Source organism: Flagellimonas sp. L-11 (assembly GCF_056857735.1).
The window spans coordinates 1-12,813 of sequence record NZ_JBSXNR010000040.1 but is presented as its reverse complement, the minus strand read 5'-3'; the positions used below and the strand labels follow the sequence as shown (position 1 = coordinate 12,813).

7 protein-coding genes are annotated in these 12,813 nt (G+C 42.2%); 2 read left to right on the top strand and 5 right to left on the bottom strand.

Going from position 1 to position 12,813, the window contains the following annotated elements:
- Window positions 1-343 precede the first annotated feature (343 nt).
- Together AC13CC_RS06190 and purL are read right to left on the bottom strand one after the other, a co-directional pair.
- Window positions 344-2,113, bottom strand: a complete 1,770-nt coding sequence (locus AC13CC_RS06190) for an AMP-dependent synthetase/ligase (protein ID WP_326279700.1) — start codon at window positions 2,111-2,113, stop codon at window positions 344-346.
- Window positions 2,114-2,240: 127 nt separating this feature from the next.
- The gene (gene purL / locus AC13CC_RS06185) at window positions 2,241-5,933 is read right to left on the bottom strand and encodes a phosphoribosylformylglycinamidine synthase (RefSeq protein ID WP_326279702.1); all 3,693 of its coding nucleotides are present in this window, start codon (window positions 5,931-5,933) and stop codon (window positions 2,241-2,243) included.
- Between the two features lie 555 nt (window positions 5,934-6,488).
- Between purL and AC13CC_RS06180 the strand changes: the two genes are divergently transcribed.
- Window positions 6,489-8,081, top strand: a complete 1,593-nt coding sequence (locus AC13CC_RS06180) for a zinc-binding metallopeptidase family protein (RefSeq protein WP_326279703.1) — start codon at window positions 6,489-6,491, stop codon at window positions 8,079-8,081.
- A 280-nt stretch (window positions 8,082-8,361) separates the two neighbouring features.
- Here the strand turns inward: AC13CC_RS06180 and AC13CC_RS06175 are convergent, their stop codons facing one another.
- The 3 genes from AC13CC_RS06175 to AC13CC_RS06165 all read right to left on the bottom strand — a co-directional run bounded on the left by AC13CC_RS06175 (window position 8,362) and on the right by AC13CC_RS06165 (window position 11,495).
- On the bottom strand, window positions 8,362-9,264 hold the full coding sequence (locus AC13CC_RS06175; RefSeq protein WP_326279705.1) for a helix-turn-helix domain-containing protein: 903 nt from the start codon (window positions 9,262-9,264) through the stop codon (window positions 8,362-8,364).
- A 56-nt stretch (window positions 9,265-9,320) separates the two neighbouring features.
- Window positions 9,321-10,163 carry an SDR family NAD(P)-dependent oxidoreductase gene (locus AC13CC_RS06170; RefSeq protein WP_326279707.1) on the bottom strand — a complete coding sequence of 281 codons (843 nt, stop codon included), beginning with the start codon at window positions 10,161-10,163 and terminating at the stop codon, window positions 9,321-9,323.
- A gap of 120 nt (window positions 10,164-10,283) precedes the next feature.
- Window positions 10,284-11,495: an RsmB/NOP family class I SAM-dependent RNA methyltransferase gene (locus AC13CC_RS06165; protein ID WP_326279786.1), complete on the bottom strand. Its 1,212-nt coding sequence runs from the start codon at window positions 11,493-11,495 to the stop codon at window positions 10,284-10,286.
- Between the two features lie 59 nt (window positions 11,496-11,554).
- On the opposite strand from AC13CC_RS06165, the gene AC13CC_RS06160 reads away from it, so the two are divergent.
- Complete coding sequence (locus tag AC13CC_RS06160) at window positions 11,555-12,586, top strand: WD40/YVTN/BNR-like repeat-containing protein (protein WP_326279709.1); 1,032 nt, start codon at window positions 11,555-11,557, stop codon at window positions 12,584-12,586.
- Window positions 12,587-12,813 lie beyond the last annotated feature (227 nt).

The window sequence follows — 12,813 nt, the reverse complement described above, 5'->3', positions numbered from 1 at the left end:
AGGTCATCATAACTGGGTGGAAGAAGGCTCAACTGGTCCTGGTCATTGGTCTTCCATACTACTTTTCGGCTCATAACTAAAGTTACGATCCCTTTCAGTTTTAAACAAAAAAAAGAGACTGCCTTTTTAGACAGCCTCTTTTTGCTTTAACTCAAAGTTAATAAATTCTTCAATAACTATTGGGACAATCAGAATGACAATCAAATTTTGAATACAACTAATTGTTCATTTCCAATTACATGAGATTTCTCGACTGCTCCTTCGACTGCGCTCAGGATGACAGCTCGGAATGATGACAGATTATGGGTCATTGCCAATTACTCATTGTAAATTGAACATTGGCTTAGTGCCCGTAGATATCATTGTACAGATCTAGGTACATTTCCTTTACCGGCTTCCGTTTCAATTTCATGGTGGGGGTGAGGTGGCCATCTTCCACACTCCAAACATCTGGGGTAAGTCTAAACTGTTTCACTTTTTCCCATTTGGCGAACTCTTGGTTAGCCCAATCCACTTCTTCCTGCATACGGGCGATTACCTTTTCGTTTTTGACCAATTCATCATTTGATTCCAAGTCAATATTATGTCGTTTTGCCCATTCCTTTACAAATTCAAAATTGGGCTGAATCAAGGCTGCCGGCATTTTTTCACCTTCGCCCACAACCATGATTTGTTCTATAAATCGGGATTGTTTAAAACGGTTTTCCAATAATTGTGGCGCCACGTATTTTCCGCCAGAGGTTTTGAACATCTCTTTTTTACGGTCGGTAATGCGCAAAAAGCCCTCTGCATCCACTTCTCCAATATCCCCGGTATGGAAATAAGCCCCTGTCATTACTTCTGCGGTTTTTTCCGGGTCTTTGTAGTAGCCCATCATTACATTGGGGCCTTTACAAAGAATTTCCCCGTCCTCGGCAATTTTCACTTCTACGTTATCAATCATTTTCCCAACAGTGCCAATTTTCCACCCTTTGTTTCGTTGGTCGTTAACTGCAATTACGGGCGAAGTCTCTGTAAGTCCGTATCCTTCCATTACGGGCATATCTGCTGCGGCAAAAATCCTGGCAAGCCTTGGCTGAAGTGCGGCACTGCCGGAAACCATCACAGATAGATTGCCGCCGAGACCTTCTTTCCATTTGCTAAATATCAATTTACGGGCAAGCCCAAGTTTTTTCTCGTACCACCAGCCGTTTGCTCCGTAAGGCTCAAATTTGAGTCCTACTTCCACAGCCCAGAAAAAGAGTTTCTTTTTGATTCCTGTGAGTGCAGCTCCCTTGGCAATAATGGCGTCATAGACTTTTTCAAGCAATCGAGGAACAACACTCATGACATGGGGTTTCACCTCTTTCACGTTATCACTGATTTTGTCCAGCCCTTCCGCAAAATAAATTTCTACACCACAATATTGGTAGAGGTAAAGAATCATACGTTCAAAAATGTGGCAGACAGGCAAAAAACTCAGGGCAGTTCCACCCGTTTCAAAAGGAACCCTAACTTGGCTATCGACCACGTTGGAAACTATATTGTTGTGAGATAGCATAACCCCTTTTGGTCTACCAGTAGTGCCAGAGGTGTATATAAGGGTAGCTAAGTCATCAGGTTTTACGGCATCTTTTAACTTTTCGACCTTGTCTTGGTTGGATGTATCGGCTCCAAATTCCAAGACCTCTCTCCAGTTTTTGCAATTATCCAGTTCATCAAAGGAATAAATTTCTTCCAGCTTGTCAATTTTTGAGCTTATAGACAAGACCTTTTCCAATACCTCACTACAAGAAACAAAACAATATTTTGCTTCGGAGTGGTTCAGGACATACTCGTAATCTTCTTCGGAAATGGTAGGGTAAATGGGTACGTTCTGTGCTCCAATTTGAAGAATTCCAATATCAACAATATTCCATTCCGTGCGGTTGGTCATGGAAATCACAGCAATTTTGTCGTTAGGCTTAACGCCCATACGAAGTAAGGCCCTGCTCACGGCATTGGCTTTGTCAATGTACTGTTGTGTGGATGTAGCTATCCATTTACCGTCACTTTTGGTGACCAATGATTTTTCTATGGGGTATTTTTCAAGTTGATAGTATGGGAAATCAAATAATCGGGTAACCGTCTGCATAGTTAGTTATATGTTAAGCGATTGCAAATTAGCAAATCAGACCTTAACAGTGAAACAGATTTAACAATTAGATAAGGTAAATTTTGAAAAATCCCCAAATAATAACCTCCAAGCAGGGTGAATTATACTAATCTTCCAAATTTTCCAACCATTCCCGTGCATTCACAAATGCCTGTAGCCAAGGCGACACTTCATCGGTTCTATTCTTTGGATAGTGCGCCCAGTTCCAAGGGAACGTAGAACGCTCTATATGCGGCATGGTCACTAAATGTCGACCTGTTTTATCGCAAAGCATGGCTGTATTGAAATCACTTCCGTTTGGATTGGCCGGATAGCTCTCGTAACCGTATTTGGCCACAATATGATATTGGTCCTCGGTATGTGGAAGACTAAATTTGCCTTCACCATGACTTATCCAAACCCCGAGCGTGGTTCCTGCCATGTTGGAAAGCATCACAGAATTGTTCTCTTGAATTTTAACCGAAGTAAAATTACTCTCGTGCTTGTTGGAGTCGTTATAGGTCAATCTTCCGTGAGTTTCATGTTCTGGGTTGATGAGGTCCAACTCCATGAACAATTGGCAACCATTACAAATCCCTACGGATAAAGTGTCTGGTCTGGCAAAGAAATCTTTTAAGGCTTTGTTGGCTTTTTCGTTGTACTTAAAGGCTCCGGCCCATCCTTTGGCACTTCCCAAAACATCGGAATTGGAGAAACCACCAACGGCACCGATAAACTGTATGTCCTCCAAGGTTTCCCTGCCTGTAATAAGGTCGGTCATGTGTACATCTTTTACATCAAAACCAGCCAAGTACATGGCATTGGCCATTTCACGTTCGGAATTGCTTCCCTTTTCGCGTAAAATGGCTGCTTTTGGTCTATCATAACCTCTCGACTGCGCTCGCGGTGACAGTTTCCCGTCAAAATTTTTAGGGAAAATATAGTGCAACGGTTGTTTCGTGTAGTTGTCATATCGGTCTTTGGCCAAACCATTTGCGGTCTGTATGTTGTCCAATAGATAGGATGTTTTGAACCAAATATCACGCAGAGATTTGATGTTCAAACCAATTTGAATACCGTTGTTTTTGATTTCCAAGGTGTTTTCTGATGTTGGAGTACCAATTTTGGCAAAATTGACACCTGATGCTGTCATCACTTTTTCTACAGAGGCATCCTTGGCTTGGAACACCACCCCAATATTTTCAGAGAACAGTAATTTGATGATATCCTGTTCGCCCAACACTGATAAATCCAATTTGGCACCCAAATCGTTGTCTGCGAAGCAGAGTTCCAAAAGGGTCGTAATCAAACCACCTGAAGCTACATCATGTCCGGCCAAAATTTGATTGTTCTTGATGAGTTCCTGCAATGTGTTGAAAACAGTTTTAAGGTACTCAGCGTCCAAAACAGAAGGAGCTTCGTCCCCAATACCATTCAAGATTTGAGCAAAGGAAGAACCACCTAACTTGTGAGTATCCTTAGATATGTTGATGTAATAGATACCCCCACCATCTTTTTGCAAAACTGGCTCCACTACTTGGTTGATATTGTTGCAATTGGCAGCTGCTGAAATAATTACGGTTCCAGGTGACAATACTTCACCGTCCTTATATTTTTGTTTCATGGAAAGTGAATCCTTTCCCGTGGGCACATTGATGCCCAAATCTATAGCAAACTCCGACAAAGACTCCACGGCTTTGTACAAACGGGCATCCTCTCCTTCATTTCTACAAGGCCACATCCAGTTTGCGGAGAGTGACACGGATTTCAAACCATCTTTCAACGGTGCCCAAACAATGTTGGTCAACGATTCCGCTACGCTGTTTCTACTACCGGCAACAGGGTCAATCAAAGCCGAAATGGGGGAGTGGCCAATACTGGTGGCAATACCTTCTTTTCCTTTAAAATCGAGTGCCATTACACCACAGTTGTTCAAAGGCAATTGCAATATGCCAGCACACTGTTGCTTTGCAACGCGTCCGCCAACACAACGGTCCACCTTGTTGGTCAACCAATCCTTGCAGGCCACGGCTTCCAATTGCAGCACTTGCTCTAAATAATCGTGGAAATGCTCCAAAGAATACGAAAGGGCAGGATATTTCTGCTGGGCCGTTTTGTCGGCCATAATAGTTTTGGGAGAACTTCCGAACATATCGGAAAGCTCCAGGTTCATTGGGGTTTCACCAGTTTTACCCGAAGTGAATTTAAAGGTGTGGTCGCCTGTGACTTCCCCTACGTTGTACATGGGTGAACGCTCACGTGCCGAAACACGGTTCAACAAATCCAAATCCTTTTCACCGATAATTAATCCCATACGTTCTTGGGATTCATTTCCTATTAATTCTTTTTTGGAAAGCGTAGGGTCTCCTAAGGGTAGCTTATCCGTATCAATAGTTCCACCCGTTTCTTCAACCAATTCAGACAGACAGTTCAAGTGTCCACCTGCTCCGTGATCGTGAATGGAAACAATAGGGTTGTCATGACTTTCAAACAGACCACGTACGGCGTTTGAAGCTCTTTTCTGCATTTCTGGGTTGGAACGCTGCACGGCATTCAGTTCAATTGCGGAGCTAAATTCACCAGTATCTGCACTGGATACGGCAGCACCTCCCATCCCAATGCGGTAGTTGTCCCCACCTAGAACAACTATTCTGTCTCCTTTCTTGGGCGTATCTTTCAAAGCTTGGTCGGTTTTACCATAACCAATACCTCCGGCCATCATAATCACCTTGTCGAAGCCAAGTTTTCGTGCTTCTTCCTCATGTTCAAAGGTGAGAACTGAGCCGGCAATTAAAGGTTGACCGAATTTATTTCCAAAATCAGATGCTCCATTGGATGCTTTTATCAAAATATCCATTGGCGTTTGATATAGCCAATCCCGTTCTTTCATTCCTTTTTCCCACGGCCTGCCCTGAGCGGAGTCGAACGGGTCTTCCAATCGCGAGTAGGAGGTCATATACACAGCGGTTCCTGCCAAAGGCAAGGATCCTTTTCCACCTGCCAAACGGTCCCTGATTTCTCCACCAGAACCCGTAGCGGCTCCGTTGAACGGCTCCACAGTGGTTGGGAAGTTGTGGGTTTCCGCTTTTAGGGATAGCACGGAATCAATCTCTTTTTCTTCATAAAAGTCGGGCTTATCCGCACTTTTGGGAGCAAACTGAACCGCTTTAGGCCCTTTTATAAAGGCAACATTGTCCTTATAGGCAGAAACAATATCGTTTGGATTGGCCTCGGATGTTTTTTTGATCAATTTGAATAGGGAAGAGGGCATTTCCTTGCCATCAATCACAAAAGTTCCATTAAAAATTTTGTGTCTGCAATGCTCTGAATTCACCTGACTGAAACCAAACACTTCGGAATCCGTCAACTTACGATTCAACTTTTTGGAAAGTTCTTCCAAATATTCAACCTCTTCATCGCTAAGGGCCAGACCTTCTTTTTGGTTGTACGCAGCAATGTTATCAATCTCTTGGATAGCTTCTGGGACAATATTGATGGTAAAAATATCTTGTCCCAACGCGCTGTACTTTTGGGACAGCATGGGGTCAAAATAGGTGAAATTTTCCGTAACTGCGTGGAATTCCTCAATACGGATAATCCCAGTGATGCCCATATTTTGGGTGATTTCGGTAGCGTTTGTGCTCCAAGGCGTAATCATGGCAGCACGTGGCCCAACAAAAAAGGCGTCGATAGACGCCGCTTCAATCTTAGGCTGGTTGCCAAACAACCATGTCAGTTTATTAATGTTTTCCTGAGTGATTTCCTGAGCGGATTGGACGGCAAAAACCTTGGTCGCCTTGTCCCCAAAAAAATGGATCATACAATCTTTGCGTTGAACGGTTTAAGAAAGTGCAAATTTACGATTTTGGAACGTAATTCATCCTACTGAAAAGGTGTTTTGTTAACTAAACAATGTTGATAGTGTATTTGTCAATTGTAGAGGGGCATCCTTCAATTCACCAGATTGTGTGGAGAGCATTCATATATATTTGGTGGAGTTTTAAACAATCACTTGGATGGAATGGTAAAAAAGAACAAATTATAGGAATCAAGCACTTGTAATTGTATTTCTAATTGTGCTCCTTATTTTGATTGAGGTGTTCATGGATGATTGGAGTTGGAATTGGATTAATTTTTTAGGCACCTAATAAGAAATATTGTAAGGAACATGTTTTGATTGGATTTTTATACCTGATAAACAAAGGTAGGGCAAACAGCTTTATATTTTTTGTGGGCTCATTCTGGTTTTGCTTAAAATTCTGTTGAATGATTTTGTCAATTCACAAAAAAAAGGTAGGTCAAATGCCTTTGGGCATAGTAAATTAAGCAACTTTTCCTATCTTGGAAGAAATATAGCTAACTCAAAACCAACCTTATGAAAACTACCAACATCCTATTGTGCGGGATTATGCTTTTTACAGGAGTAACTTCTTCGATTGCACAAAAAAAATACTCAAAAAGTCAAATTAAAAAATTCAAGGCCGAAGTAGAAGCCTTAGTGGAAGCCAATAAAAAGCAGACACAGGTAATGGTGGACAAAATTTTCAGTTTTGCCGAACTGGGATTCCAAGAAGAGGAAAGTTCTAAATACCTTACTGGCATTTTGGAAGATAACGGTTTTACCGTTGAACATTCTGTTTCCAATATTCCAACATCATGGTTTGCAACATGGAGTAATGGGGAAGGTCCCGTTATTGCTTTAGGGAGTGATGTGGATTGTATTCCCAAAGCATCACAGTATCCTGGCGTAGCATATCATAAACCTATTGTGGAAGGAGCGCCAGGACATGGAGAAGGCCATAATGCAGGAATACCGTTAAATATTACTTCTGCATTAGCTGTTAAAGAAGTGATGGAGAAAGAAGGCATTGGAGGAACATTGATTCTTTGGCCAGGAATTGCCGAGGAATTGGTTGCAGCCAAAGCCTGGTATGTAAGAGATGGCCTTTTTGATGATATTGATATGTGCATTTTTACCCATGTGAGCAGTAACCTGAGCGTTTCATGGGGTCCTACTCGGGGAACTGGCCTTATTTCTGTGGAATATATGTTTGAAGGTGAAGCGGCACATTCCGCCGGAGCACCTTGGAGGGGACGTAGTGCCTTGGATGCCGCGGAACTTATGAATGTGGGATGGAATTACAAGAGAGAACACCTTCACCCGCTGAAGCGTTCCCATTCCATTTTTACCGATGCCGGGGACCAGCCCAATGTAGTGCCATCCAAAGCTGCTATTTGGTTCTATTTTAGGGACGTTACCTACGAAGGTATTATGGAAATGTATGCAGAGGCCAACGATATTGCCAAAGGCGCTGCAATGATGACAGGAACCAAAATGACTTCCCGTGTGTTGGGTACCGCATGGCCAAGACACTTTAACAAGGTGATTGCAGAGACCATGTATGAAAATATCAAAGAAATTGGTCTACCTACATGGTCGGATGCAGACCAAAAGCTGGCCAAGGCCGTGCAAACGGAAATGAAATCCAAAAGAATAGAAGGATTGCCCACAGAATTGTCCGAATTAGGACTTCCTGTTTTGGAACCTGTGAGTGGAGGTTCTGACGATATTGGAGATATTTCTTGGAAAGTACCTACGGTAACCATGCGTTTTCCGTCCAACATCCCAGGACTACCAGGGCATCACTGGGCCAATGCCATTGCTATGGCGACCCCGATTGCGCACAAAGGGGCTACAGCGGGCGCAAAAGCAGAAGCTATGACCATTATGGATTTCTTGTTAAAACCTGAATTGTTGACCCAGGCTTGGGACTACTTCAATAATGAACAGACCAAGGAAACCAAGTACGAGCCCATGATTTCTGCAGATGATATGCCACCAACGTTCTTGAACAAGGACAAGCAGGATATGTTTAGGCCAGCCTTGGAGAAGTATTATTATGATGAAACCAAATACGATAGCTATTTGGAGCAGTTAGGGGTAGAATATCCAACGGTGAAGGAATAATTCGATATGTCAGTCTGAGCGGAGTTCAGAACTTAAACCTATCTCGACTTCGCTCGATGTGACAAAGTTTCATTTTTAAGCGTCATGCTGAACCGGTTTCAGCATCCCATCCAATTGGGTTTGGATTCCGCATCAAGTGCGGAATGACAGTTTTAGACCTTTTTCATCGTATCATTCCTAATCCATAGCTTGTTTGACACGAATGACACGAATTTTCTCGAATACAACATCTCGCCTGTCCCGTCATTATGGTAGGGACGGGCGCTCGATGTAGCGGTGTTCAATTGAAAGAGGTGCGGAAGGCCATTGGTGATTGCTTTGTTTTACTTTTAAAGAGTTTGCTAAAGGATTGGGAATGCTCAAACCCGAGGGTAAAAGCAATTTCACTTACTGAAAGTTTTGTGGTTGACAATTTCTCTTTGGCTTCCTCTATCAATTTTTCATGAATGTGCTGTTGGGTGGTTTGTCCGGTCAACACCTTGAGAAGACCGCTTAAATAGTTTGAGGATACATTCAATGTGCTTGCTACATATTGGACTGTAGGAATTCCCTTGTTGATGACCTCCTCACCATCGAAATACGTGTTAAGGAGCTCCTCTAGCCGAACTAATATCTCGTTATTGTTGATTTTTCTTGTGATGAACTGTCTTTGGTAATACCGTTCTGCATAATTGAGCAATAATTCGATTTGGGCAATAATGATGTTCTGACTGAATTTGTCAATGTTGCATTGATACTCTTGTTGAATGTTCAACAATATTTCGGTGATGGTCTTTTCTTCCTTCTCGGATAGAAAAAGAGCCTCATTGATGGCATAACCAAAAAAATCATAATTCTTGATGGTTCTTGCCAATGGGGTATGCCATAAAAAATCAGGATGTATGAGCAATAACCATCCCGAGGCTTTTATTTTGGAAGGTAATAATTCAAACTGAAGAACCTGTTTTGGGCCAATAAAAGTCAGTAACCCTTCATCAAAATCATATTCCTGCTGGCCGTATCGGACTTTGGCTTGAATGTCCCGTTTCAACCCAATAGAATAAAAGTTTTGCATCCAATGGATTTCACTTTCGGTGGTTTTGTATTCCACTTGGCTATAATCTATAAGGCTCACCAAGGGGTGCTCGGGTTTAGGGAGGTCGCAAAACTTATGGAATTCGCTGAGTGTATTGAATGTGTGCATATACTTATTGGTTAATGGAGAGAGGGAAAGCCCCTCACCCCATTTGAAATTAAAGATTAATTTTTAAAGTCTGTGGAATGACTCAACACCTTGTTACTTTCCAAAATGGTTTCCAAGGATTTCAATTTATCTTGTGCCATAGCATACGAGTCGCTGCCCAAGAACAAGTGTAGGGTAGGGTTTTTGCTTTCGGCAACCTCAATTATTACCTCTGCGGCTTTTTTAGGATCACCTGGTTGATTTCCGGCAATTTCTTCCTTGTGCAAGCGTTCTGACTCACGGGCTGGGGCATAAACATCCATTTTGTTTTTAGCTAAGCGCAGGGATTCATCGGACAAAAACTCGGTACGGAAATATCCGGGATATACTACCGTGGCATTTATTCCAAATAGTTTTGCTTCCGCTGAAAGTGCTTCCGAGAGCCCAACTACGGCAAATTTTGTAGCGCAGTATATACCAAACCCAGGAAAGTTTGCTACCATACCTGCTATAGAGGCAATGTTGAAAATATGCCCAGATTGTTGTTTTCTCAAATGGGGCATGGTTTTTCTAATTACGTTCAGCATGCCAAAAACATTGACATCAAAGTTTTGTCGTGATTCTTCATCGGTCAACTCTTCCAATGTTCCATTTTGGCCATAACCTGCATTGTTCACTACCACATCAATGCGGCCAAATGTGTCCAACACCTTGGAAATACCAGATTCAACACTTTCTTCACTAATCAAATCCACTTGAAGGGGCAAGAAATCGATATGTTGGCCTACTGCACTTTCCAAAGCACTTATATTCCTTGAAGTTGCGGCTACCCTGTATTCATTGTCCAGTAGCTTTTTTACCATTGTTAACCCCAGCCCTTTTGAGGCTCCTGTGATCAACCATACTTTTTTAGTGTCCATTTTCTTTGATTTTTTTGTTATAAATTGACACTGCGAAGTTGTCCTCTATTAAGAGGAATAATGTAGCCAAATCTAAGATTGTTGTAGCCTGATTTTAGAGAAGCAAGTGAAATAATTTCTTTATCGTTTGGCCAGTAAAGCCATATAAAACCCGTCAAAACCAGTTTCTGAAGCAAAAATATTACGTTCTCTTACAAACTCAAAGTCTTTCCCGTTTTCGGATTCCAAAAACTTTTTGACTTGCTCTGTATTTTCCTGTGGAAGTATGGAACAGGTAGCATACACCATCTGTCCGCCTTTTTTTACCATTTTGCTGTAGTTCTGGAGTATATCTTGCTGCACCCCCATTATACGGTCCACAAACTCGGGCTCCAGTTTCCATTTGGAGTCTGGGTTTCTTTTGATTACTCCTAATCCTGAACAGGGCGCATCCAACAATAAACGGTCTGCGCTATTATATAGTTTTTTGATTACTTTGGTAGAATCAATCGCTCTGGTTTCCACGTTGTGCACACCATTCCTTCTGGCTCTTTTTTTAAGTTTCTTCAATTTACTTTCATAAATATCCAAAGCGATCAATTGGCCCTTGTTTTGCATTTGTGAGGCTAGGTGAAGCGTTTTGCCTCCGGCACCGGCACAGGCATCTACCACCCGTTGTCCCGGTTCAACTTCTAAAAATGGAGCCACTAATTGGGAAGAGGCATCTTGCACTTCGAACAGTCCATCTTTAAAGGCTTGGGTTACAAAAACATTCTTGCGTTCCACCAGTTTTAATGCATCGGGATACCCTTCTATAAATTCCGTAGCTATATCCTCCTTGGCCAAAAAATTCTTTAGCTGGGGTTTTGGGACTTTTAGTGTGTTGGTTCGCAGAATTACATCGGCTTGTTGGTTTTGGGCGGCAATTTCTTTAGTCCAAAGCTCATTGCCCAACGATTTTTCCCCAAGTTCGTCCATCCAATCGGGAATGGATTCCCTAAACTTTCGGATTTTGGACAGTTCATCAAACTTACCTTTTATACGACGTTCGGGCGTGCCTTCCAATTGTTTCCAATCGGGGATTCGGATACCACGTAGCACGCACCAAACCCCGAACAATCGGAACAAATGGGGCTTGCTATACGGTTTGTGAACTTCAGCAATTTCCGAATACAGACGTTTCCACCGAACAATATCATAAGTGGTCTCGGCAATAAAACCACGATCACGAGCGCCCCAGCGTTTATCGTACCGCAATACTTTTTCTATGACCTTATCGGCATATTCCCCCTCATTAAAAATCATGTGAAGGGCATCAATTACGGCAAATACCAAGTTTCTGTGTAAACGCATCATATAAAATAAGGTTGCAAAGGTATGATTTCTGCTTACTTTTGAGGAAAATAAATACAATGAGGTCAATCATTTCCTTTTTAATGGCTCTTGTATTGGTTTCCTGTGCTGGGGAGCCAAAACAAAAACCCTTTCAATCTGTTGCAATAACACCTGTTTTTGAAGACTCCGTAAGTATACGGGCGATTACTTTTTTGGATAGTAGAACATTGGCATTTGCAGGGAGCAATGGAGTTTATGGCACTATTGATGTTAATTCGCACAAGGTTATGGCCAATGTTCAGATGTTTGATTCCATTCAACCACATTTTAGGGCCGTAGACCATACTTCAAGTGATTTTTTCATGCTTTCGGTGGAAAGTCCTGCCTTATTGTACAAAACAGGTGACCAAGGAAAGATGGAATTGGTGTATACGGAAGATGGGGAAGGTGTTTTTTATGACAGCCTTACTTTTTGGAACGATTCCGAAGGTATTGCGGTAGGCGATACGGTGAATGGATGCCTTTCTATTATTATTACAAGAGATGGAGGGGCTTCGTGGAACAAATTATCGTGTTCCGACTTGCCTGATGGTATTGAGGGCGAAGGTGCTTTTGCTGCCAGTAACAGCAATATTGCCGTGCAGGGAGATAAAGTTTGGATTGGAACTACAGAGGGGAGAATCTATTTTTCAGGTGATAAAGGAGCGACTTGGGAGATACAAGAAACTCCTGTTATTTCGGATGAACCCACCCAAGGTATTTATTCCATAGACTTTTTTGATGAACACACTGGATTTGCCATTGGAGGGGATTACACCCGACCAGAATCCAATAGGGCGAATAAAATAAAAACGGTTGATGGCGGTAAAACCTGGCAATTGGTTGCCGACGGTCTGGAACCGGGATATAAAAGTTGTGTGCAGTTTGTTCCGAATTCTGGTGGCAAGGATTTGGTGGCTGTTGGTTTTACAGGAATTTCCTATTCCCATGATGGGGGCGAAAGCTGGCAGCAATTGAATGAAGCGCCTTTTTACACCCTTCGTTTCTTAAACGACTCGACGGCATACGCTGCGGGAAAAAACAGGATTGCACAATTGGTATTCAAATAAAAAGGTTTTTAGGATTCGGGAGTTCGCAGTAACACTTGAGCTTGAACTTGTCCGAAGACGGGACTCTTTTATTGGCACAAATTATCTCGGCACGTTCAGAAGTAGTGTAATTATTTGATTATCAGATAATTAATTCGTATATTTAGGTATGACAAAACCCCGAAAATGAGTCTTCAGCTCGAAAAACGGGGTTTTTTTAATCTTCAATTATGCACAAATTACGAAGA

Coding starts and splice junctions, on each gene's coding strand:
- AC13CC_RS06190 (WP_326279700.1), bottom strand. CDS start 2,113: ATGCAGACGGTTACCCGATTATTTGATTTCCCATACTATCAACTTGAA.
- purL (WP_326279702.1), bottom strand. CDS start 5,933: ATGATCCATTTTTTTGGGGACAAGGCGACCAAGGTTTTTGCCGTCCAA.
- AC13CC_RS06180 (WP_326279703.1), top strand. CDS start 6,489: ATGAAAACTACCAACATCCTATTGTGCGGGATTATGCTTTTTACAGGA.
- AC13CC_RS06175 (WP_326279705.1), bottom strand. CDS start 9,264: ATGCACACATTCAATACACTCAGCGAATTCCATAAGTTTTGCGACCTC.
- AC13CC_RS06170 (WP_326279707.1), bottom strand. CDS start 10,163: ATGGACACTAAAAAAGTATGGTTGATCACAGGAGCCTCAAAAGGGCTG.
- AC13CC_RS06165 (WP_326279786.1), bottom strand. CDS start 11,495: ATGCGTTTACACAGAAACTTGGTATTTGCCGTAATTGATGCCCTTCAC.
- AC13CC_RS06160 (WP_326279709.1), top strand. CDS start 11,555: ATGAGGTCAATCATTTCCTTTTTAATGGCTCTTGTATTGGTTTCCTGT.